Raw genomic sequence first — 22,097 nt, 5'->3', positions numbered from 1 at the left:
CTCATTCAATGTAGCTTTTAAATAAAGTTGCGACGTTTATAAAAAAGATACGATGTTTAAAATAAAGTCGCGACGGTTGTAAAAAAGTTGCGATGAAACACCCCTTTAGATTATATTTGTCTAAAGGGGTGTTTTTTATGTCTAAACGAGCAAGAACATCTAAAATCGAAAAGTGGATTAAAGAAGGTCGCGGTTCTGGCGTTGGCTCTGAGTATAAACCTTGGCTAAACATTCAAGACGTTGCTTCAAAAGGGCGTTCCACACGTTTAAAAGGCATTAAAACAAACAGACAGCATGAATTTCTATCAGATTTGGAACGAAACCACTTTTATTTAACTGAATACTCAGATTTTGTTGTTGATATTCGAGAGCAATTTCCTTTACTACCGTTGGAAGAAACAATTGTCATTGCAGATGAGTTAGGAATTAAACATCCTACAGACCCAAAAACGCATGAGCCTATTGTGATGACAACAGATTTTTTATTAACCGTAGATAAAGGTGAAGGGCTTGTTGAACTTGCTAGAACAATCAAAATGAAGGACGAGCTATTAAAAGAACGTGTCATTGAGAAATTTGAGATTGAACGTGTGTATTGGGAAAGAAGGCAAATTGATTGGGGCATTGTAACGGAGCTAGAAATCCCGAAAGAAATGGCGAGAAATATTAGCTATATTCATGATTATTACAGCCTTGAGCATTATGACGCTTTTCAAAGCTTAAGCGGTCAGTATATCGAAGACTTGTCTATGGCATTATTACAGCGCCTTTTAACGAATGATGAAAGTATTCGAGCTATTACGAATGCATTTGATAGGGATACGCATTTGCCTTTAGGTAGTGGAATGACATTGTTTTATCATTTACTCGCAACGAAAACAATTCGAATTGATATGTTAGAACCGCTAAACGTAGAGCAACCACTTGTTATTCAATCAATTGATGAAAGCAAGCTGAAGAAGGTGAAGTACGGATGATTTATATTAACCAAGTATTGCAGTACACAGCTGATTCACAGCGCATTCGCATTATTGAAATTGAACAATCCTATGTCTATGTCGTAAACATCGATACAACAAGCGCTATGCCAAAAAGAGAGCTATACAGTCATTTAGAATTAGAGCTTAATCAAGGGGATTTACTTATAGTGACCGATCCATTTGCGAGAGCAATCCCAGATAGTGAATTAACGGTTATACAAAAAAATAAGCGTGATGAAGATTGGGAAACGGTTGAAAAGTATTTACTACCAAATATGAATGAGCTTTTGAAGAAACAAGGACGCGAAGCGAAAATTAGAGAGATTTCAGAACAGAGTGGACTAGGAAAAACGAAGGTAAAAAAATTACTCAGCCGGTATTGGCAGCGTGGCATGAATAAAAACGCGATGCTTCCTGATTATGCAAATTCAGGTGGTCGAGGTAAGACAAAAAAATTAAGTGCTGAAAAAGTAGGACGTCCACGTAGGGTGACAGTTAATGGAGAGTATCGAAGTGGCATTAACATTACAGATGAGATTAAAACGCAATTTGAACACGTGATAAATAAATATTACCGTAAAGCAAATAACTATTCATTAAAGGACGTATATGGATTTATTTTGCGGGACTTTTACTCAGACCGCTATAAAGAAAACGGAGAAATCCATTACCGTATTTGGGAGCCGAATCGAATTCCATCATACCACCAGTTTTATTATTGGTTTAAGAAATTGGAAGACCCTAAGAAGGACATCGAATTTCGCAAAAGTGCAAAAGAATACGATCTAAAGCATCGTCCCTTATTAAGTAATTCTGAGGTTGAAACAAATGGACCAGGCACACGTTTTCAAATTGACGCAACGATTGCAGATATTTATTTAGTGAGTTCTTTTGATGTAAATCGAATTATTGGTAGGCCTGTAGTTTATGCCATTGTTGATATTTATTCGCGTATTATTACAGGCATTTATGTAGGTTTAGAAGGACCTTCATGGCAAGGCGCGATGATGGCTTTAGATAACATGGTTGCCGATAAAGTTGAATTTTGTAAGCAATACGGCATTGATATTAATTCGAGGTAGTCCTTCTATAATTAATTTATAAATAGTATTATTGGAAAGATTGAGATATTGGCATAATTGTAGCTTTTTAAGATATCGCTTATTTAATCCTAAATCAGTTTGAAATTGTGTGATTTCAATTTCTAATAGCTGGTGGATTGTTTCCTGTAACCCTTTCTTTTGAGAGTCAGACAATAAAATAGTGAGTTCGTTCATTTATGTGTTCCTCCATATTTTTTTATTTTCGTATAGCGAACGTTTTGTTCTTCAAAGCCCATTTCTTTACGAGGGGCACCTTGTTCATCCCAACTCTGAAAGAAGACAGGACTTTTCCTTACATAATTGTTTGTAAATAGTATTTCTTGATTTTTTACTTCATAAGGTTTATTTGTGAGCTTTTTAGTTTCAATAGGTTTCTTTAGATTTTGAGACTTGAAGAAAGCTTTTTTCTTATGTTCCTTTAGTTCTAAATCTTTATCGAAATATTTACTCACATATCGACCTCTATTCTCAGCGCTATCAACATCAATTCGATTGATTCCTATAATTCCATGTCCCCAAATTTGAACAAGTTGTGAATGAGGTAGGTAAGGAAATTCGAATAAGACAATATGGTAGTGAATAGCACCACGTTTTTGTTTCTCCCACGTAGCCAAATATTTGATTTGGGATTTCTTTGTTTTGTATAGTTGATAATTAAGTCGTTTCATAAATTTTTTAAACTCACTATTTGTATAAGATATGTCCGTTATATTCTCTTTAAAGGTTAGTGTTAAGAATTTAGTTTGGTTATCAAAGTTTGTATCAATTAATCGGGCAACGGCAAAGCGTTGGCTTTTATAATGTTTTTGTTTTCTCTTTAGGCTATCATATTGTCCTTTTGCAGTTAATTCATCAAATGTGTATTTTGTATTTTTCAACCAGTCAGGTTTTTCTTTTTTTTCATCATTCACAATTTTTCTTTTTGCTAGTATTGGTTGTTCATATTCCCAAATTTCAATGTACGTAGGAGTTTCAATGATTTTTTGATTGTATCCATGTAGCAATCGTAATCACTCCTACCGATAGAAATTGAGTGTTCTTATTTAGTATTTAATTATCAAAGAACGATTTTTATAAACCCTTTTGTTTTTTCGCCAGATAGTGTTCTATAAATCAAGTTAAGTAGGAAGAAAGTCTGCGCCTTTCTTCCAGAGCAATCATCCATCATGTGGTTGATTTTCGAGCGGAAAACGGCGTGAGCTTTGATAGCTCTACCGCTTCCGTCGAAACCACCCGCTGGAAGTTTGCTCCTGTGTAGCGGGGACTTCCTCAAGCTGAATGAAGCGTTGTTCCAATGCTTGATATTGTCTTTCTAATCGTTGAACCTGTTGTGTTAAGGTTTGGAATGATTCTTCTCTAGTTTTCAACCTTACTTCAACTTGCTTGATGATTTCAGTCATTAGATCACTATGCTTCATGGCGTCTAAATGATGCTTCTTATCAAAAAAAATCCGCAAAGAATTGTCTCTGCCAAGTGTTGGAATCAATTCAACTACTTTTTGAAACTTTTGGATTTCTTCTACTGTAAACATTCTAGTTTTGCGATGATTGATGTTTTTTTTGGTGCTGGTGTGACTGGCAAAACGAATATAATCATAGTGGAATTGGTAATCACATTTTTTTTGGATAAAATTCGCCCACTTGTTCAAAGTAGAGAGGGAATTTAACCCCTCTACTTTTTCTAACACGTCATGAGCGGTGAAATATTCGGTCATTTATTTGGAATGAGTGTGGCTTTGTTGGCAACAGCGGCTAATCCATAGCTAACAAATTGCCCATTTACACGTCCCCAAGGCGTAATCAGGAGGTTGTCAAATCGAATGATTGCCATTCCTTGTTCATCCAGTGCGTCTTTAGTGATTACAGGAGTTTCGCTTTTAACTTTGACGCTGATTTTTTCAAATCGTAACTTTGGAAGTACGCATTCATACGTCCAGCCAAGCACTTCGCCGTCTTTTTGCCACCGTGAGACTTGAACAACTTGATACTCTGTTTCTAGTTTTTCTTTTGGTAATGTTAGATCATTAATTTTTACTGCCATGCAGGTTCTTTCTTTCTTTACACGTTTTTATACACGATTTGGTTAAATTTTTTTGTAGGGTACCGCTACAAATTTATCATACACGAATTTATATACGTAGTCAATACTTTTTCGAGAAAAATATATACGAAAATGTATACGATGTGCTATAATCAATTATGAGCTACTACAAAATATTGTTAGATACCATGAAATGACGCAGGAGGAACTGGAAATGTTTGGATTATTAAAACCGAATAAAGAGCAGGTTGGAAGCCGTTTGAGAGAAGTGAAGGATGAACTAGGGCTTTCTTTTAGTGAATATGGCAATCGCTTGGGGCTAATTAAGACAACGATTAACTCGTATGTTAGAGGGTATTCTTTAGCTCCATTAGAAGTTGTTGAGAAGGTTTCAGTGCTTAGTGGTAAACCAGTTGGCTGGTTTTATTTTGGTGAAATAGAAGAGTATATTCAAGCCTATTTATTGGTACGAGGACAAGAAGCATTATTAAAGGATCATCCTGAGGTGCCATTAAAAATGAAAGAAGACTTTTTAACTGGAGACTTTAAAAATACGGGATGGGAAACGGATTTTGGTTATCCAGTAGAAGGCTTTATTGATGATTGTTATGCGGAAATCCATTCTAAGTTATTACGAGAGCATATTCAAGGGCTAGCATTAACTTATCTTAAAGAGCGTACCTCTTTAGACGAGAGTAAGAGAGAGGATGCGACTATTTTCCTTAGCTCGGAAGTAATGGGTTACTACGAAGCAACCAGAGATTTTGACTATGGGGATACAGAAAAGATTATGACTGCCATAGAAAATTATTACGAGGGAACGTTAAAAGAGAAAGAAATCTCTTTTGATGATGGATATCTTGTTGGGAAGCTAATTAATATTCTTGCAAATGAAGAGGAAACAGAAAAGCTTATTTCTGATTTGTCTGAAGAATTGACAGGAAAACATTTCTCGACTTTTTTTGGGGGAAATGAATTAATACAAGTGTTCCAATCACTACGACCAAAGTTATTGAAACTATATGCAGAAACAACTTCTGACGATTATTATGATTGGTTTGAAAGATAGAAACAGATGTCTAATCAAGTAACCCAAATAAAGAAGTCAACAGCAAAGAATGCTGTTGACTTCTTTATTTGAATTTTTATATTAATGGAAAGTATATATTCTGATGTGCAATTTATTTATTTTTGGTTACGAACGGTGGTAACGAGTATCTAAAATTCAATAAAATTTAGTGAAACTATTTCCCTTAAAAGTTTGCTGTAAATCCCGCTTTTATAGTGTTTTTCAACTTTATAAAATTTCAGAACAGCCATCCAGGAAATAATCAAAGTATTTCAACTCTTACACCCAGAGCTATTGAAACTATATGCGGAATCAACTTTTGATGATTACTATAATTGGTTAGATAAATAGAGTATGAAGTAATTAAAATGAATTACTCACACTCTATACATATCTAATCAGTGGTAAAGAAAGTACATAATAGATTTATTTACCACTGACTGAATTATTTTTGTATTTTCAGATATTAACAAAAATTTGGAGTAGATAAAAATGCTCAATATAATTTTTGGTGACAAAGCATATCATTTAAAGTAATTTCTAATAGAATTCAAAATGTTTTGAGCAGCATTTGGTCCAGCAGTAACAAAGTCAAAGCCTCCAGGGGTTCCTCCCATAATTGTTTTCAATTCTTTTTGAGATAATGTTTTTTTCTTTAGCATTTGATACCCTCCTTTATTGATAACAAAATTATAACTAATTCTAATTAGTTAGTGTTTTATACATCGTGAAACAGCAAAATTCAATCCTCAAATACTAGATGACGGTAATTTAAGCAGAGTTGAAAAAATGTAAATACAATAGATGATTTATGAAACTGTTTTTCTAAATTATTTATAGCTTTTTTAAATATTTTGATTTTGCTAAAGAAAAGTTACACATATATTCTTCTGGAAAGATAATTGTACGAGTTTTGAAATCTATTGATTTGATGTGGCTTGGATTAACTAAAAAAGATTTATGAACACGTAGAAGCTCTTTATTTTCTTTTTCCAAATCATTCATTTTACCATAAAATTCGTACATAATATTATCCCCGTATAAGATGATTTTATGGGGAGTAATTGATGTTTCTAAAAAATAAATAGAGGAAACATCAATACGAATATTTCTTGATCCTATCATAAAAGATAGATGTTGCTTGTTGGAACTGTGATCTATAAAGGTTTTAGTGTGACGTCCATCCAGAATATTTTCTATTTGTTTTTTTTCAGTTTTGTCATCTTTAACTATAAAGTCCAAAGGAGATATTTGACGTTTCAAGGTTTCTAAAGCCAGCTCTCGATGAGAGGTAATAAAAACAATTTGTGCAAACTCATTCTCATTTCTGATGTGTTGCGCAATGTCTATTCCATCCAATCTATTTCCTAAGTCAATATCTAAAAAGAATAAACTATTGGTTATCTTATTCTTAGAAATGTAAAGGGAAATATCATCTGGATCAGTGGTAGATAACACTAACTCCATATCGTAATCGTTAATCATAATCCAGTTTGTTATTATTGTTTTATAGTGAGACATTAAAATAATGTCATCGTCACAAAGAATAATTGGTAGTGTCAAATTACTCACTCTTTCGTATAGTTAATATAGAAACAAATATATCGTTATCAGCATAGTGATTGAATGCTACTTGTTTGTTTTCATTGAGAATATCTTGAATATTTGAGAGGCCTAAGCCTCTATTTTTTCCTTTTGTACTATAGCCTTCTTTGTTCATTGCTGAGAAATCTACAAGGTTTCCAAAGTATGAGTTCTCAATTGAAATTTCTAATGAGTCTGGTGAATCTATAAATAAAACGGTAATTTTTTTCTGTTGTGACTTTTCTGAAGCTTCTATAGCGTTATCTAGAAGAATACCTAAGACACGAATAAGTTTGACTTCATTAAAGTTGATATTATTAATCGGCGATAAGCATTCAAACGTGATAGTTAATCCAGTCTGTTTAGCTTGTGAAAGCTTAGCAATTATCAGTGATTTAATTGAAGGTATTTTTATATTTTGAATATCAGAAAAACGCATAATATTTGTATCAATAATGTGATAAGAATATTCTATCATTTTATTTAAATACTGATGATTGATTTCTGAAGTATTCTGAGTTGTTTTTAAAGCGAGCAACAAATTTTTGTAATCATGGCGGAATTTTTGTAATTCTTGATAATTTCTTTCAATATCTTTTGTATAAATATTCATCATAGCTATTTGTTCTTTTAAATTTTCTAATTCAGTTCTATCTCTATTTTTTTTAAAAGAAAAATAGGTTAGGAACATAGTAAAGGAAAATTGAGCAAATAAAAATCCAACCATAATATTTTGAAGTGTACCTAGGACCTGCATTTTTCTCAATATTTCAGCGAATAAGTAAACAAAGGCTAAAAATACTACAAGCTGTATTGTAAAAATTTTTTTTTCAGAATTAAGAAAAGAACCTTTTAAAAATTTTTTCTTTATTAAATAGGCAATTCCAATCGCAAATAACCAATCTAATCCAACCATTGTACTAACTACTAACAATCCGTTTTGCGCTAAAGAATCCATTTTCAGATTCAAACAACTGGTTACAATGATGGATGAGAGAAGAGGAGCAATTGCATAGAGTGATAAAGAAATTAAAAAACCAATTAGCTCATCAATTCGGCTAGTTGAAGATTTACTCCATGATTTTATTCTTAATAAAACAAATAGAAAAGTTATTGATATTCCGGTAATTAGAACGTCTGTTACAGAAAGTAAAGTAAGGGGGAATATAAGCGCCGATAAAATAACGTAGAATGATTTATTCTTTATATTTGTTAAAATACGGATCAATAAGAACAATAAAATCAAATCAAAAAAATCTTTAAAAAAGTAGGAGACTAAATCAAGAAAAATAATCTTAACCACATCCTGTTATTAGACTTATCTTAATTATAACAAGAAAAATTAAAATTAGGTAGTTGCATTCATGCAATCGTTAACATTCTCCATAATTTTTCATACGTACCTTTTGAAACACTAAGTTGATCGTGAGTTCCGAACTCAACAAGTTTTCCATTTTCCAAAACGATTATTCGATCACATCCTTTTGCAATTGAAAGTTGATGAGCTATGAATAGAATAGTTTTATTTTTTAGATTCATTAAGTTTTGGATGACCGCGTACTCTAAGTGTGTATCTAACCCGCTTGTTGCTTCATCGAAAATGATTATGTCAGATTTTTTTAATAAGGCTCTTGCGATAGCTAACCGTTGTTTCTGCCCACCTGAAAGGTTACTCGCATCTTCTTCAATAACGGATAAGTAAGTTAGAGGTAAGCTCTCTATATACTCTCTAATCATAGCTATTTCACATGCCCAAATAATCTCTTCCATAGAAGGTTCTAACTCTAATCCAAAAATTAAGTTCTTATATATACTATCACTGAAGAAAAAGGTTTCTTGTGATACATAACTAATCGAATTTCGGAGTGTTGCTTTCGGTATTTCTTGAATAGGAATTCCATGTATATGGATAGTGCCGCTTTGAGTTTCGTAAAAATTTACTAATAATTTTGCCAGTGTTGATTTGCCAGATCCACTCATTCCCACAATCGCTATTTTTTCATTAGGTAGTATTGAGAATGAGATGTTATTAAGCACATTTTCCTCAAATCCGTAAGCGAATGATAGGTTTGTTATATCAATTAAGTTTTTTTCCATGCAGCTAGTAGACAGGCTTAATATGGAATCTTCGCATAAATGTTCTTGTTCTAAATAGAATATTTCATTTAAACGATCGTTTGCTACCTTGGCAGCTTGGATTTTGACTTGTAAGTTGATAATATTTTGTAAAGGTGTTGTAAAATATGCCATTAACGCATTATAAGTTATAAGTTGCCCGATAGACAATTGTCCTTTAAGAACAAGTGATGTTCCTATCCAGAGTAAAATTGTTGTACTAGTAGCTTGTAATGCCATTTTTAAATTTGCTTGTAAGTTATCCAGATTCTCTTTTTTTAATGATTTCACCATCATATCTTGAAACTGATCTTTTATATTACTGTATATTTGATCTGTCGCATTAAATGATTTTATCGTCTCAATTCCTTTTAGACTTTCTATAATATGAGAATTAAGAACTGCCCCAGCTTCTAATTGTTCTTCGTTCGATTGATTAAAGGGTTTTATAAAAACATAGACTATCAAGGTATATATGGGTACAGTGGTAAAACTTATTAAAAATAGAAGGTTATTCTGTATAAAAAGTGAGGCTCCAATTATTAACAACATTGAAACATCAAGAAAAAGGGATAGTGTACTATTTGCTAGAGCATCAATAACTTTAGTTGCATCTAAAAATCGAGAGATAATCTCTCCAGATTTTCTTGTTGAAAAAAAATTCATAGGTAGTCTTAATACGTGTCGAAAGTATCCTAACATGATTATAGAACTTAAGCGTTGTCCAAGTTTTATCAAGAAATATTGTTTTATATATTGTAAAATTGCTTGTGTTATATAAATAGTTAAAAGACTTATAGAGATGATAGATAATAGATTTATTGAGTTTGATGGGATAATCTTATCTATAATAATTTGAAAGTAATACGATCCAACGATTCCTATTCCAGTTAGTACTAAAGACAGAAATATAATAGCCATAATCATTTTTTTCTGTTCTTTTAACAGAGGTAGATAATGAAATAATCCATGAGAGCTATCTCTAATAGCTTTATAATTAGGTGTTGGCGATGTGGATAGTACGATGCCTGTCCATTCTTTTCCAAATTCATCTGGAGTTTTTGTTAGCTTTCCTTTAGCTGGGTCAGCTAACAAAATTTTTCCATTTTTATATCCATAAATTACGACATAATGCAAAAATGACTTATCTATGACAACATGAGCAATAAAGGGAAATATCAAGGACTCTTCTTTCCAAATAGTACTATCAGTCTGGTAAACTTCACTTTCAAATCCCAATGTTTCTAACGCGCACACCAATCCAAGGGCAGACGTACCTTGACTATTTGTTCCTGCCATATTTCTTAATTTGCTTATTGGAATTTTTGTTCCATACGTATTTAAAATCATTGATAAGCAAGCTACGCCACAATCTTTTTCATCATGTTGTTTAATTAGTTTAAATTTTTCCATTTAATATTCTCATCCTTCTGAAAATTTCATTTCTTATCAGAAGGATAACCTTTAATTGGATAGAAACGTGTAAAAAATCATAAAATCGTTAATTTTAATCTTAAAGTAAAAAAACTAAAATAAAACGTCTCAAAAAGATAATTCTTTAATCACGTTTTATTTTAGTAAATATATTTGTTATTTGCTTTAGCTGTTAATACTTTGTAATTGTTGTATAGTTGTGCTACCGCCGATGAATCCGGAAACTGGGGTTTTGTGTTCGATACGTACAAATGTCGGCGTATACAAGGCTCCAATTTTTTTATCAAAAAACAACTTAAATTCAGTAAATTCCTCAGATGATAAATCAGTACTATAGTTTATTTCAAGATCAACATAATAGATGGGAAATGAATTTTGTGTTTTAAAAGAGGACAGGGTTCTAGAAAATTCTCTACAATAGGGACAGGATTCATAACCTATATATAGAAAATAGGTTTCGTCTGAGTGCATAATGTTGAGTAACTCCTTTCCTGTAGGAGCTTTGATTCCTTGTATATTTGATAGATATTGTTCCGCTGAGACATCGGTAATAGATTGTGTTTCTTTTTCGTTTAATACGACATTAGATTCTTCTGCATAAATATTTTGAGGAAAGTATGATAATACAAATATTATGCTCAAAAAATACTTAAAATACCTGTGAATATTTTTTTCAAATATAATCACCTCATAAATTAAAATAATGAATCATAATTCCATTGCTTAAAAGACATATAATACAAACTGCATCATAAAGTATCCTGAAATAAAATATGATGCAGATGAAATAATTATATATATTATTGTTATATAATTATTTAACACATATAGATATAGCTTTGTACTAGTTAGAGAATATAATCCATAGAAAATCATAGATAATTAGAAAGACAGCAATAGAACCTGTTAAAAATAATTTTTTTTTTGAAGACACATCTTTTTTTATTAAAAAGTTACATAATGCAACGAATGAAATTACAACCGAAAATAGTATAGTTTTTACCATTGATCCCAAATACTTCCGATAGCTCCTGTAATGCAACCTCCGCCAGCTCCACCTAGTCCACCGAGGGCGCCTCCAATTACTGCACCTCCAACACAAGAACCGCCAACATTTCCCCAATTTATTTTGCCGCCGATAATTCTACTCATTTCATTTTTATTCAATAGTTCTTTTTTCATAAATATAACCTCCTAGTTACCTAATAATCCACCAATGCATGCGGCAGATCCGCCGATTACTCCAAAATGTGCTCCAACGAATGCTCCTGGGATAGCACCTAATCCTGCAGCTAGGCCACCGCCGGCTGCCCCAGCTACTGTACCAGCACCAATTCCTTTACCAATATCTTTTAGACAATCTTTTGAACTGTAACCTCCCACGATCTGTTGTAACTCTTGATTGTTTAATTTTTTTACCTTGTGCATGATGAAACACCCTCCTTTAAATAATTTTTATTACATACAAAAGATAGCATGATAATTTTTACTATTGGTTAATATTTCTCAAAATAGCTTTTTTTTGTCGTGAAATGAAATTTTAATTGATGGAAAGGGTATAGTATTATCAATAGTTTCTTATATTATAAAAGTATCAAGTATAACGTATTCTTAAATAAAGCTAGGTAATTAAAAAAAGTAATGAAAAAAATCCTTGCCAACCGTTTTTTTGTTGAAAGTTAAACGCAATGTTTAAGATGAATGATGGTTATAGAAGTAGTCTTGTTCTGATTCACATGTATTTTTGGGTACGTATTAAGGTGCGAAGATATTAAAATGTAGTGAAATTCAATAAAACCGCACCTACTGAAATGTTGCTTAATTCATTGCTATTAAAGGATTATTCAACTCTTTCAAAATTTCTGACACAGAACCAGGCTTTAAAAAGAAAGAATCATCCGTACGATTTATTAATAAAAAATAAATATATAAAACAAACCATGGAAGAACTTTTTTAGGGGGGGTAAGTATTGGCTAAAAGTCAGTTACTAAAAGATTTTGTGAAAAATGAAGGGAATTTAGAAACGATTTTACTTCGTTTAAAAGTTATTTTAACAGATTTACAAGATGAGACAATTTTAAAATGGGTAGATGGGGAACTTTCGGGATATAAAGAAGACGTTCCAGAATATCGTATTTTAACAGGTATTCCAATAGGCACATTTGTAGTCAACGGAAGTGTACAATATACAGAAGCTAATGTGCCATTGAGCGGAAGAATGTCAAAAGAAGATATTGAAACCATGAATTGCAAGAATAAGTTAGCCACCACGTGCCGAATCATGATAGTAAGTTTACTTTTTAATTTGTGAACAGCTGAAGTTTTGTAATTTCTTCTAAAAATAGCTCTTTTGGTGTTTGAAATCCTAAAATCCGACGTGGCAAATTATTCATCCATGTTTGAATCCTTTGGACAAGTTGATCACTTACATCACTGACAGAACGTCCTTTTGGAATGAATCTTCGAATGATTCCATTATGATTTTCATTGGTGCCACGTTCCCAAGAGGAATAAGGATGTGTGAAATAAATAGCCAGTGTATCTTTGAGCAACTCATTGATGCCTGAAAATTCTTTGCCATTATCCGCAGTAATGGTTTTAAAGAGGGCTCCAAAATATGATCCACACTGTTTCTTAAGGTGTAAGAGGGCTTTATTCACAAAAGATGCTTGTTTTCCTTCGACTTTGAGTATGAATTCAAATCGTGTTTTACGCTCAGTCACTGTTAATAAAACAGCGTCTGCTTTATTTTTCAGACCAACAACAGTATCAATTTCCCAATGCCCTAATTCTTCTCGGACATCAACGATGTCTGGACGTTTTTCAATTGATTGTCCTAATATACGCTTGTTCTTACGACTTTTTTGTTTCTTAATTTGTCGTGATACCTTTTTATTCAAGTCAATGTTTTTGACGCCTAAGAAACCAGCATCAATCAGATGATAAAGTGTTTTTACTGAAAGCATTTCATCGTCTGAAAAAAGCTGATGGCGTTTGGCATAGCCAACGATTGCATCAGGTGACCATTTATCAATTGCTATTTTTCGAGTGACATATTCAATGAAGGCAACGCAGGAAATCCATTTGTATTTACGGCCACAATTTTTGCGCTTGAGTTCATAACAAGCTTGTCCCTTTTTGTGCGAGTAAGAACGAACAAGAAAGACGGTGCTTTGTTTTTTGTTTACTTTCAATCGAAATCTTTTCGTGATTATTCCCCTTTTAACTTCGTTGTTAATTGTTTGAGGTGACCGGTTGAGTAAATAAGCAATTGACCGATGTGATTCTTTCTTGCGGAGTAACATTTGTATCATCCTACGTTCGGCAACAGAAAGGTGTGTATGTTTTGTTTTAAATGTGTTATTCTTTATGAGTGTCATAGCAAAATCATCCTTTATTGTTTGGTGTCGTAACCTCAATAATACATGATTTTTCGCTAAGGCACTTTTTTTATAAATTCAGGTGGCTAACTTGATTATACAATTCGCCGAAGATATTGAAACTATAACAACTATGGAGATGACAGACAGTGTTAATGCTATTAATAATTTAATCAATAGTAAACAAAAAGACAATATAGCTCGTCGTATTCCAACAGAAATATGCCACTCTATTTCAGATTATGAGCTTCAAATTGCAAGTATGCGTATAGCTTTTTCTTTTAATCAGTTAGATGGAATTATATCTTCTGTTAAGTCTAAGATTCTCGATGTCATTATGCTTCTGGAAAAAAACTTTGAAAATATTGATGAACTTGATATCTTATCTCAAGTTGAAGAAAAACCTCAAGTAACTCAAGAAGTAATATATCATATTCAACAAGTTGTTTTTGGGGATAGTACACAAATAGAATTAGGGAATAAAAATAAAATTAAAGATTCGATGATCGGGAAATTATTTAGGAGAGACAGATGAAAATCAAAATAGGGGATAAAAATAAAATTAAAGATTCGATAATAGGTAAGCAAAATATTGTAGGTAACGAAGCCAAAAATAACGAGGGTTTTTTTCACAAACATCCAGTATTAACTGCATTATTAACTTCATTTGTCATAGGCTTTTTATTATTGTTTTCTTTTTGGGACGATGTAATTAATTTTATTGAAAATATTTTTTGATAAGTGGGGGTGGATAGGCTACACTAAGTTAGACAGAATAAATGAGGGCTTGTAAACTAAGACTACTAATAAAAAGGAGTGTGCTACTATGCCACGTCAACGTCGAACATTTACGCCTGAATTTAAACTGCAAATGGTGAAGCTTTATGAAAATGGAAAGTCACGTGCTGATATTGCTCGTGAATATGATTTAACCCCTTCGGGATTAGATAAATGGATTAAAAATCATCAAGCTACTGGCTCGTTCGCAGCTAAAGATAATCGAACAGAAGATGAAATAGAACTAGATAAATTACGTAAAGAAAATCAGCGGTTACTAATGGAGAATGATATTTTAAAGCAAGCGGCGCTGATCATGGGACGAAAATAAATGTGATTCGTAATAACGCTCACCTTTATTCGGTATCAGCAATGTGTGCCGTCCTCGAGATTAAAAGGAGCACCTATTATTATCATATAAATTTAGATGCCACTTCGCAGCGAAAAACAGAGGACATCGCACTTTCAAAAGAAATTGAACGGATTTTCAAAGAAAGCCGTAATAATTATGGTACGCGTAAAATCAAAAGAGAATTATTAAAGTTAGCTGAACCTAAACATGTATCAAGACGCCGAATTAGCCGCATAATGCATTCGTTAGGTTTAGTTTCAAACGACACTGTGGCTCAATTTAAACCGCAAAAATCACGTTCGAATGAGGCACTTATAAGAAACGAGTTAAAACGTGCGTTCATTCAAGAAAAAGAATTAGCTGTCGTTGTAAGTGATTTAACATACGTTCGTGTCGGTGGAAAGTGGCATTATGTATGTTTATTTGTAGACCTTTTCAATCGTGAAATTATTGGACATAGTGTAGGAGAAAACAAGACTGCAAGTCTTGTCTATGAAGCATTAGCAAGCATTTCTGCAAATTTAAATGACATACAGCTGTTTCACACGGATCGAGGGAAAGAATTTGATAATCGGTTGATTGATGAAGCGCTTGAAACATTTAATATTCAACGTTCACTAAGTATGAAGGGTTGTCCTTACGATAACGCTGTAGCGGAAGCAACATTCAAAGTGTTTAAAACAGAATTCGCAAACCAAGCTCACTTTTCCAATCTTAATCAGCTGGAACTTGAATTAAATGATTACGTTCATTGGTTTAACAACATCCGTATTCATGGAACATTGGGTTATTTAACGCCTACCGAATTTAAATTACAGCCCTTATAATTTTTGTTCAATTTACTGTTGCCATTCCAAATTACCTATAGTATGTGTACTAGATGACGGTGTTAGTTTTCCTGCCAATTTAAATAATTGTATAGTAGATTCATGGTATGCAAATGGAGTACATGGTAGTACTTGTGAGCATGGGACAAAAGTTGCGAGTAGGGTTATATTTGGCGATAAATTAGATAAGCAAGAAAACACTGATGTACATCAATATATATTAACTCAAACAAAATAAAAATGATTAATGCTGAAGGTGTCAGATATATAAAAGAAAACATCAATCGGACAGCGAATGGACAACGGGTGGACAGTGAACGGACAACTACAAAAAGCATTGAAGACAACGCTAGCGAATTATTCGGAGAAGACAAAGAAAAAATCCGGACAGAAGACGGACAAGTATCGGACAGCGAGCGGACAACTTTTTTTATCAAACAGATTGAACAAAAAGATGTACAGATTCAGTTGCTACAACAAAGTATTGAAAAAAATCAAAATCTATTAGATCAACAACAACGTCTAGCCTTACAAGATAAAAAGCTACTGGAAGAATATAAAGCTGAGATAAATGAGCTGAAATCTCTTAAAGCGCCGGAAGATGATATGAAACAAGAGAAAGAAGGAATACTAAAAGAAGAAGTTGAAAGGCTTAAAAAACAATTAAATGATTTAGAAGAACAAAAGTTGGAAACAGAGGAACAAGAAGAATTTAAACCACTACCTAAAAAATGGTGGCAACTATGGAAATGAGGGAGATACAATGGGGCATTCTGAACAAATGATTGAAAATCAATTCATTCAAATTTTAAGTGAAAAAGAGAACCAGTGGACTTATCGACCAGATCTTAAAACAGAAGACGCTTTATGGCAAAATTTTAGAGGTCATTTAAACAGAATTAATTTATCGTTATTAGAAGATAAATTATTAACAGATAAAGAATTTAACCAAGTGAAAGTAGAGTTTTCACGTTTAACTGGTACACCATTTTTAGCGTCCCAACGGCCCATTACTTCATTCTTATACGACTAAAAATGCCATGGATGATGGGGCTGTTTTAGGGTTTCAAGTAGAATATCATTTCATTGCTATGATGGAACAGTTAGGATATTACATTAACTTACATATGTAAAACGCTATTAGGGGTGATATTATGTCAAGTATATTGGTTTTAGAAGATGATGTAAATGTAAATCGAGGAATAACATTTTCTTTGGAGAAATCTGGAAATATTGTTTTTTCTGCTGAAACAATACAAGCTGCAAAAAGTGTAGCTGTTGTTAATAAAATTGATCTCGTTATTTGTGATATGAATCTTCCGGACGGAAATGGGCTTGATTTTATAAAGTGGATGAGGCAGCAAAATAAGGCATATATTATTTGTCTTACTGCATTAGACCAAGAGATAAGTCAGGTAATGGGGTATGAAGCGGGTGCTGATGATTATATCACGAAACCTTTCAGCCTATCCGTACTGCTTCTAAAAATTGAAGCCTATTTCAATCGTATCAAAAGCAGTAATGAAGAAAATGAAATAATATCAAGGGACATTCGAGTGCTTCCAAGAGAGATGAAAGTTCTGGTCAAAGGCAAGGAAGTGGTATTGACGAAGAACGAATGGAAGATGCTTACTTTATTTTTGAAATATCCAAAACAGGTTCTTTCTAAAAAGCAGATATTAGAAAATATATTTGATATTGATGGAGAATTTGTAGATGAGAATACAGTTGCCGTGAATGTGCGGAGGCTTCGTGAAAAAATTGAAGAAGATCCAGCAAAGCCAGTGTATTTGAAAAACATACGGGGACTTGGTTATGTATGGAATCAGGAAGTGGGTTAATCTGGTGGCAAGAGGAAAACGAAAGAAACAACAAATCCTACAGCTAATAAGCATAGTCATGTTTGCATATATTTTTAGCAACTGTTTGACAACATGGGTATATTACCAGAATTACAATAACAGCATGAACATCTTGGCAGAGATCGCTACTAAATCTGGGCAAGATGGAGTTGATATTGTGATAGATATTCTAAAAGATAACAATTTAGATTCGATAGAACAAGGAAAACAGTTGCTGGAGAAGTATGGTTATTTGAAGAATGTTGAGAATGTTTTATATCAACAGTTCTTACAGAACATAGCGGTAACAGCGGGTGGCACATTCTTTTTGTTTGTCATACTTTTTTCTTTGTTATGGCTTTGGCAAAGAATGATCCTACAAAAGGATAAAGCCAGATTTTTGCAAATAGAAAACACACTTGTGAATTTTCGAGAAAACAATTATGAAGTAAAACTGGAACTAGACGATGACGATGAAGATGAGCAGGAAAAAATCAAATATCAATTGGATGTACTTGGACATTATATGAAGTTGCTGAAAGAAGAAGCGCGATTGGAAAAGGAAGGAACGAAAGAGCTGGTTTCTGATATATCGCATCAATTAAAAACCCCCGTCGCAGCATTAGATGCCTGTTTTAGTGTATTGCTTCGAGATAATCTAAGTGAAGAAGAACAAAAAGAGTTTCGAATAAGGTGTAGAAATGCATTAGACGGTTTGGAAGTACTGCTGCAATCATTATTGCAGATTTCAAAAATGGAAGTAGGATTAATTCAAATTGATAAAAAAAAGCTTCCTCTTTTAGAAACAATAATTACTGCTGTGAATCGTGTCTATCCGAATGCAATAGAGAAGGACATTGAGCTAGTTTTTGACTTTGATGAAACATTAGAAAACTATGAGATTATGCAAGATAAAAAATGGTTGAGTGAAGCACTTATCAACATTTTGGATAATGCTATTAAGTACAGCCCGACTCATTCCGAAATAGCGATTCGATTACAAAAAAGAACTGGGATTGTACGTATTGAGATTGAAGACCAAGGGATTGGTATACCGAAGGAAGAATATCATAAGGTATTTCAACGCTTTTTCAGAGGCTCCCTGCCAGAAGTAAAAGAAGAAAGTGGTTCTGGGATTGGATTGTTTCTTTCAAGAGAAATTATCGAGCAACATCATGGGACGATAACAGTGTCCTCTAATTTCGACATGGAAGTTGGATTTAATCATAGACATGGCAGTAAGTTTGTTATTCAACTGCTAGAGAAAAAGTAGAAGTCTTACGAAACCGTAAGACTTCTACTTTTTTTGAAAGTGAAATGAAAGATTCACTTGATAAGATAGGAGCAAAATTAGAACATGGAGGACTGTTAAATGAGTGTCATATTAGAAACAAATCAACTTAGTAAGTTTTATGGAACAAATAAAAATCAAGTGAAGGCAGTAAATAATGTAAGCACTAAGATTAATCGGGGGGAATTTGTTGCCATTGTAGGTAAATCTGGCTCTGGCAAAAGCACACTACTCCATATGCTTGGGGGACTTGATATGCCAACGGAAGGCAAAGTTCTATTATCGGGAAACGATATGTATCAGATGAGCGAGGATCAACTGGCAATTTTTCGTAGAAGAAAAATCGGCTTTATTTTTCAAGCATATAATTTGGTTTCAGCCATCAATGTTTGGGAAAATATCGTGTTACCTTTAGGGCTGGATGGAAAAAAAGTCGATGAAGTATATGCAAATGACATCATTACCACACTAGGTATTGAGAATCGGATCCATAACCTCCCGAATACATTATCTGGTGGACAGCAGCAGCGAGTCGCAATCGCAAGAGCCTTAATCACAAAACCAGAAATACTTTTTGCAGATGAACCAACCGGTAATCTTGATTCAAAAACAAGCGACGAAGTAATTGGCCTGCTAAAAATGACGGCAAAAAAATATGGTCAGACCATCGTGATGATTACACATGATGATGAAATTGCACAGGTAGCAGACCGTATCTTAATCATTGAAGATGGACAAGTGGTGGATTTCCGATGAATACAATTACTAAAATCGCATTCAACAATAACAAGCGGAATAAAACGAGAAGTATCCTTATCATATTTGCTATTTGTTTAACGACAATGCTACTTACTATTATCAGCACTATTGGAAATGGCGTTATTAACCTACAAAAAGAAAATGCAGCGGACAGATATGGAAGAAATTATGGACTGTTCTTATCTGTAGATGATACGCAGTTACAGGAAATCGAACGACGAGCTGAAATAGATACGGTCGGGCTGATGTCTACAGCAGGTATCTTAAAAGGGAATGAGAAAGGCGCATTTGTTAGTGCAGACGAGCATGTCCGAGAAATGCTACCTTACAATCAAGAATATTTACTTTCGGAAGGATCCTATCCAAAGAGTCCACAGGATATTGCTGCAAGTAAAGCTTTCTTTAAGTCGCAAGGCTATGAGCATGTGAAAATTGGAGATAGTATTCGTCTTGAATATCGTTCTGGAATGAACGAGGAATATAGTAAGCAAGATTTTGTAGTTAGTGGCATTCTATTTGATCGAGAGGCATATAAAGCTAAGTCTTCCTATATAGTATTCACTTCTTCCGATTTTTATGATAGTCAATTTGTAGAAAACGAGCGAGCATACAATGTCTATTTTACATTGAATGATTCTGTCCATGTTTCTATGAATAACATTGATTCAGTGCTTACGAACATTGCAGATTCTTCCGGAATTGATAGCAAAAACCTGATTGTAAATGATTATTTCTTGTCTTGGACACTAGAGCCGAGCTATGAAATGATTGCGGTATGTGGCATTCTAATCTTAGGGATTGTGCTGTTTTCGGTTGTTGTTATCTATAATATTTTTCAAGTGGGTATCGCTCAAAAGATACAGGAATACGGAAAAATCAAAGCCTTAGGTGCAACAAAAAAGCAGATGAAACAGTTGATTTTTCGAGAAGGTATGATTCTTTCAGTGCTTTCAATACCTATTGGATGGGTACTTGGATTTTTTATGGCAAAAGTAAGCTTTGGTTGGTTAATCGAACAAGGGAATATGGCATCTATTGGAATACCAAATAGTCAGGTACCATTATTTTCAGCCACATTGATGCTAGTTAGTATTCTGATTTCATTGCTAACAGTGATATTAGCACTTCGAAAGCCGATGAAAATTGTTTTTAAAATATCTCCTATTGAAGCAACACGATATTTGGAAAACTCAACAAAAAAGAACCATGGAATGCGGAAAGGCCAAAAAAATATATCTGTATTCTCTTTGGCAATGGCAAATGTAGTTGGTAATAAGAAAAGAACAATCGGAACGATTCTTACAATGGGTCTTGCTTGTGTATTATTTGTGATTATCGCAAACTTTGTAGGAAATATCGATACGGAATACGAAGCAAGAAAAGGCATGAATCACGGGCAATTTGAATTGAAGCTTGATTATTCTTATGAGTGGGATGAAGCTTATCCAGAAAATAATCTGGATTCGATTCTTAAAAAGAATCCATTGAATGACACACTTATTGCAGAAATTGAGCGTATACCAGGCGTTAATAAAGTGCTAACGAGAGAAATTGCTGTTGCAAAAATAAATGGTTCAAAGCAGGTCGTCTCGATTGTGAATAAAGAAGATTTTGAAAAGATGCGATATGAAGGCGACCTTGGCCCAATGGATTATAACGAGGCTGTAAGAAATGGAGATGTTTTCTTCGGTTGGTCTATGTGGATGGCGTCAGATGGCTATTCATTGAATGATCCGATGACTTTTGAATTAGATAATGGGACAGAAGAATTTACTTATAAAGGAAATATTGATGGTGCATTTACAAGTGCGGATACCTATCTTGTCATCCCAGAGGAGGTCTATCAAGCGATGCAGCCAGAAGGGGTATCCTATGGCTATATCTGGATTGATACGGACGAAGGCGATGTAGCTTCGGTGGAGCAAAATGTAAGAAACCTAATTGCAGATACATCTTATGTCAAGTTTAAAACTTACCATGATGAATTGCAGACAGCTGAATTCGCAAGTACCATGATGAAGTTGGGAAGTTATTTATTTATGGCAATTGCAGGCTTGATTGGATTTATGAATCTTGCCAATACAATGATTATAAATATCATAACAAAAAGACAAGAATATGGCGTATTGCAAGCTGTTGGAATGACGAACAAGCAATTAAATATTGGCTTGCAGCTACAAGGCTTGATTTTCACACTAGGAACAATATTCGTCTCTCTTGTTGTAGGATTACCGATTGGATATCTACTCTTTTCTTATGCGAAGGTGAATGGCGTATTTGGAATGAATGTTTACCATATTCCATTTATACCTATTCTGGCGATGATTTTGGTGGTTAGTTTCTTGCAGATTGTACTATCTTTTGTTTTAAGTCATAATCTGAAAAAAGCAACTTTGGTTGAAAGAATCCGTTATCAAGGTTAATAGATGTAATTTTCAAATAGGAATTAAAGAAAAATTCATTATAAGCAAAATTTAGCCGACATACTAATATGTTCCCGAAAATGGGAAGATTGATAAAAAGACCCTCGATTTGTTCCTACG

At 33.5% G+C, this 22,097-nt stretch carries 23 protein-coding genes and 1 pseudogene; 13 read left to right on the top strand and 11 right to left on the bottom strand.

Going from position 1 to position 22,097, the window contains the following annotated elements; all coding sequences use genetic code 11:
- The first annotated feature begins 137 nt into the window (after positions 1–137).
- Together ACJYYY_RS09820 and ACJYYY_RS09815 are read left to right on the top strand one after the other, a co-directional pair.
- Positions 138–977 (top strand): heteromeric transposase endonuclease subunit TnsA, encoded by an 840-nt coding sequence (locus ACJYYY_RS09820; RefSeq protein WP_035314907.1) that lies wholly within the window; start codon positions 138–140, stop codon positions 975–977.
- Positions 974–2,050, top strand: a pseudogene (locus ACJYYY_RS09815) (transposase); the annotation flags it as partial. The gene ACJYYY_RS09820 and the pseudogene ACJYYY_RS09815, both read left to right, overlap by 4 nt.
- 203 nt (positions 2,051–2,253) lie before the next feature.
- Here the strand turns inward: ACJYYY_RS09815 and ACJYYY_RS09810 are convergent.
- From ACJYYY_RS09810 to ACJYYY_RS09800, 3 genes are all read right to left on the bottom strand, one after another.
- Positions 2,254–3,087: a Rep protein gene (locus tag ACJYYY_RS09810; RefSeq protein WP_408868889.1), complete on the bottom strand. Its 834-nt coding sequence runs from the start codon at positions 3,085–3,087 to the stop codon at positions 2,254–2,256.
- A gap of 207 nt (positions 3,088–3,294) precedes the next feature.
- Positions 3,295–3,798, bottom strand: coding sequence for a hypothetical protein (locus tag ACJYYY_RS09805; RefSeq protein ID WP_035314906.1), 504 nt, complete (start codon positions 3,796–3,798; stop codon positions 3,295–3,297).
- A complete protein-coding gene (locus ACJYYY_RS09800) occupies positions 3,795–4,124 on the bottom strand; it encodes a hypothetical protein (protein ID WP_035314905.1) in 330 nt (109 codons plus the stop codon). Before ACJYYY_RS09800 ends, ACJYYY_RS09805 begins: the two co-directional genes overlap by 4 nt.
- Before the next feature lie 214 nt (positions 4,125–4,338).
- On the opposite strand from ACJYYY_RS09800, the gene ACJYYY_RS09795 reads away from it, so the two are divergent.
- Positions 4,339–5,193: a helix-turn-helix domain-containing protein gene (locus tag ACJYYY_RS09795; RefSeq protein ID WP_035314904.1), complete on the top strand. Its 855-nt coding sequence runs from the start codon at positions 4,339–4,341 to the stop codon at positions 5,191–5,193.
- Between the two features lie 524 nt (positions 5,194–5,717).
- On the opposite strand, the gene ACJYYY_RS09790 is transcribed toward ACJYYY_RS09795, so the two are convergent.
- The 7 genes from ACJYYY_RS09790 to ACJYYY_RS09760 form a co-directional block, all read right to left on the bottom strand.
- Positions 5,718–5,855, bottom strand: coding sequence for a bacteriocin (locus ACJYYY_RS09790; RefSeq protein WP_156921188.1), 138 nt, complete (start codon positions 5,853–5,855; stop codon positions 5,718–5,720).
- A 172-nt stretch (positions 5,856–6,027) separates the two neighbouring features.
- Positions 6,028–6,756 (bottom strand): LytR/AlgR family response regulator transcription factor, encoded by a 729-nt coding sequence (locus tag ACJYYY_RS09785; protein ID WP_408868888.1) that lies wholly within the window; start codon positions 6,754–6,756, stop codon positions 6,028–6,030.
- 1 nt (position 6,757) lies between these two features.
- On the bottom strand, positions 6,758–8,005 hold the full coding sequence (locus ACJYYY_RS09780; protein ID WP_408868887.1) for a sensor histidine kinase: 1,248 nt from the start codon (positions 8,003–8,005) through the stop codon (positions 6,758–6,760).
- A gap of 134 nt (positions 8,006–8,139) precedes the next feature.
- Positions 8,140–10,305, bottom strand: a complete 2,166-nt coding sequence (locus ACJYYY_RS09775) for a peptide cleavage/export ABC transporter (protein ID WP_035314903.1) — start codon at positions 10,303–10,305, stop codon at positions 8,140–8,142.
- 186 nt (positions 10,306–10,491) lie between these two features.
- Complete coding sequence (locus ACJYYY_RS09770; protein ID WP_198015744.1) at positions 10,492–11,013, bottom strand: PedC/BrcD family bacteriocin maturation disulfide isomerase; 522 nt, start codon at positions 11,011–11,013, stop codon at positions 10,492–10,494.
- A 312-nt stretch (positions 11,014–11,325) separates the two neighbouring features.
- Positions 11,326–11,508 carry a Blp family class II bacteriocin gene (locus tag ACJYYY_RS09765; protein ID WP_035314902.1) on the bottom strand — a complete coding sequence of 61 codons (183 nt, stop codon included), beginning with the start codon at positions 11,506–11,508 and terminating at the stop codon, positions 11,326–11,328.
- 12 nt (positions 11,509–11,520) lie between these two features.
- Positions 11,521–11,754, bottom strand: a complete 234-nt coding sequence (locus tag ACJYYY_RS09760) for a Blp family class II bacteriocin (RefSeq protein ID WP_035314901.1) — start codon at positions 11,752–11,754, stop codon at positions 11,521–11,523.
- A 542-nt stretch (positions 11,755–12,296) separates the two neighbouring features.
- Between ACJYYY_RS09760 and ACJYYY_RS09755 the strand changes: the two genes are divergently transcribed.
- Positions 12,297–12,638, top strand: coding sequence for a hypothetical protein (locus tag ACJYYY_RS09755; RefSeq protein ID WP_051456970.1), 342 nt, complete (start codon positions 12,297–12,299; stop codon positions 12,636–12,638).
- On the opposite strand, the gene ACJYYY_RS09750 is transcribed toward ACJYYY_RS09755, so the two are convergent.
- Positions 12,628–13,707 carry an IS30 family transposase gene (locus ACJYYY_RS09750; protein ID WP_408868886.1) on the bottom strand — a complete coding sequence of 360 codons (1,080 nt, stop codon included), beginning with the start codon at positions 13,705–13,707 and terminating at the stop codon, positions 12,628–12,630. The two genes, ACJYYY_RS09755 and ACJYYY_RS09750, sit on opposite strands and share 11 nt — an antisense overlap.
- Positions 13,708–13,789: 82 nt before the next feature.
- On the opposite strand from ACJYYY_RS09750, the gene ACJYYY_RS09745 reads away from it, so the two are divergent.
- From ACJYYY_RS09745 to ACJYYY_RS09705, 9 genes are all read left to right on the top strand, one after another.
- Positions 13,790–14,242 carry a hypothetical protein gene (locus ACJYYY_RS09745; protein WP_408868885.1) on the top strand — a complete coding sequence of 151 codons (453 nt, stop codon included), beginning with the start codon at positions 13,790–13,792 and terminating at the stop codon, positions 14,240–14,242.
- Positions 14,239–14,445, top strand: a complete 207-nt coding sequence (locus ACJYYY_RS09740; RefSeq protein WP_035315676.1) for a hypothetical protein — start codon at positions 14,239–14,241, stop codon at positions 14,443–14,445. The genes ACJYYY_RS09745 and ACJYYY_RS09740 overlap by 4 nt, the downstream gene beginning before the upstream one ends.
- 88 nt (positions 14,446–14,533) lie before the next feature.
- Positions 14,534–15,663 (top strand): IS3 family transposase gene (locus tag ACJYYY_RS09735; RefSeq protein WP_408868884.1). Its coding sequence is split into 2 segments (ribosomal slippage): positions 14,534–14,780 and positions 14,780–15,663, totalling 1,131 coding nucleotides; the frame shifts between segments, so codons are not numbered across the junction.
- Between the two features lie 240 nt (positions 15,664–15,903).
- Positions 15,904–16,416, top strand: a complete 513-nt coding sequence (locus tag ACJYYY_RS09730; protein WP_408868883.1) for a hypothetical protein — start codon at positions 15,904–15,906, stop codon at positions 16,414–16,416.
- 10 nt (positions 16,417–16,426) lie between these two features.
- Positions 16,427–16,696 carry a hypothetical protein gene (locus ACJYYY_RS09725; RefSeq protein WP_035314977.1) on the top strand — a complete coding sequence of 90 codons (270 nt, stop codon included), beginning with the start codon at positions 16,427–16,429 and terminating at the stop codon, positions 16,694–16,696.
- Positions 16,697–16,817: 121 nt separating this feature from the next.
- Positions 16,818–17,504, top strand: coding sequence for a response regulator transcription factor (locus ACJYYY_RS09720; protein ID WP_035314976.1), 687 nt, complete (start codon positions 16,818–16,820; stop codon positions 17,502–17,504).
- 4 nt (positions 17,505–17,508) lie between these two features.
- Positions 17,509–18,777, top strand: a complete 1,269-nt coding sequence (locus tag ACJYYY_RS09715) for a sensor histidine kinase (protein ID WP_408868882.1) — start codon at positions 17,509–17,511, stop codon at positions 18,775–18,777.
- A gap of 99 nt (positions 18,778–18,876) precedes the next feature.
- On the top strand, positions 18,877–19,551 hold the full coding sequence (locus ACJYYY_RS09710) for an ABC transporter ATP-binding protein (RefSeq protein WP_035314974.1): 675 nt from the start codon (positions 18,877–18,879) through the stop codon (positions 19,549–19,551).
- Positions 19,548–21,977 carry an ABC transporter permease gene (locus ACJYYY_RS09705; protein ID WP_408868881.1) on the top strand — a complete coding sequence of 810 codons (2,430 nt, stop codon included), beginning with the start codon at positions 19,548–19,550 and terminating at the stop codon, positions 21,975–21,977. The genes ACJYYY_RS09710 and ACJYYY_RS09705 overlap by 4 nt, the downstream gene beginning before the upstream one ends.
- Positions 21,978–22,097: the final 120 nt, after the last annotated feature.

This window comes from Brochothrix campestris (assembly GCF_046058945.1).
In the GTDB taxonomy this organism is placed as follows: Bacteria; Bacillota; Bacilli; order Lactobacillales; family Listeriaceae; genus Brochothrix; species Brochothrix campestris.
Note: the sequence above shows the minus strand (reverse complement) of the source record. Positions and strands in the feature narration are given on the sequence as shown.

Coding starts and splice junctions, on each gene's coding strand:
- ACJYYY_RS09705 (WP_408868881.1), top strand. CDS start 19,548: ATGAATACAATTACTAAAATCGCATTCAACAATAACAAGCGGAATAAA.
- ACJYYY_RS09790 (WP_156921188.1), bottom strand. CDS start 5,855: ATGCTAAAGAAAAAAACATTATCTCAAAAAGAATTGAAAACAATTATG.
- ACJYYY_RS09725 (WP_035314977.1), top strand. CDS start 16,427: ATGGGGCATTCTGAACAAATGATTGAAAATCAATTCATTCAAATTTTA.
- ACJYYY_RS09800 (WP_035314905.1), bottom strand. CDS start 4,124: ATGGCAGTAAAAATTAATGATCTAACATTACCAAAAGAAAAACTAGAA.
- ACJYYY_RS09805 (WP_035314906.1), bottom strand. CDS start 3,798: ATGACCGAATATTTCACCGCTCATGACGTGTTAGAAAAAGTAGAGGGG.
- ACJYYY_RS09760 (WP_035314901.1), bottom strand. CDS start 11,754: ATGCACAAGGTAAAAAAATTAAACAATCAAGAGTTACAACAGATCGTG.
- ACJYYY_RS09795 (WP_035314904.1), top strand. CDS start 4,339: ATGTTTGGATTATTAAAACCGAATAAAGAGCAGGTTGGAAGCCGTTTG.
- ACJYYY_RS09775 (WP_035314903.1), bottom strand. CDS start 10,305: ATGGAAAAATTTAAACTAATTAAACAACATGATGAAAAAGATTGTGGC.
- ACJYYY_RS09820 (WP_035314907.1), top strand. CDS start 138: ATGTCTAAACGAGCAAGAACATCTAAAATCGAAAAGTGGATTAAAGAA.
- ACJYYY_RS09730 (WP_408868883.1), top strand. CDS start 15,904: ATGATTAATGCTGAAGGTGTCAGATATATAAAAGAAAACATCAATCGG.
- ACJYYY_RS09750 (WP_408868886.1), bottom strand. CDS start 13,707: ATGACACTCATAAAGAATAACACATTTAAAACAAAACATACACACCTT.
- ACJYYY_RS09740 (WP_035315676.1), top strand. CDS start 14,239: ATGAAAATCAAAATAGGGGATAAAAATAAAATTAAAGATTCGATAATA.
- ACJYYY_RS09710 (WP_035314974.1), top strand. CDS start 18,877: ATGAGTGTCATATTAGAAACAAATCAACTTAGTAAGTTTTATGGAACA.
- ACJYYY_RS09720 (WP_035314976.1), top strand. CDS start 16,818: ATGTCAAGTATATTGGTTTTAGAAGATGATGTAAATGTAAATCGAGGA.
- ACJYYY_RS09765 (WP_035314902.1), bottom strand. CDS start 11,508: ATGAAAAAAGAACTATTGAATAAAAATGAAATGAGTAGAATTATCGGC.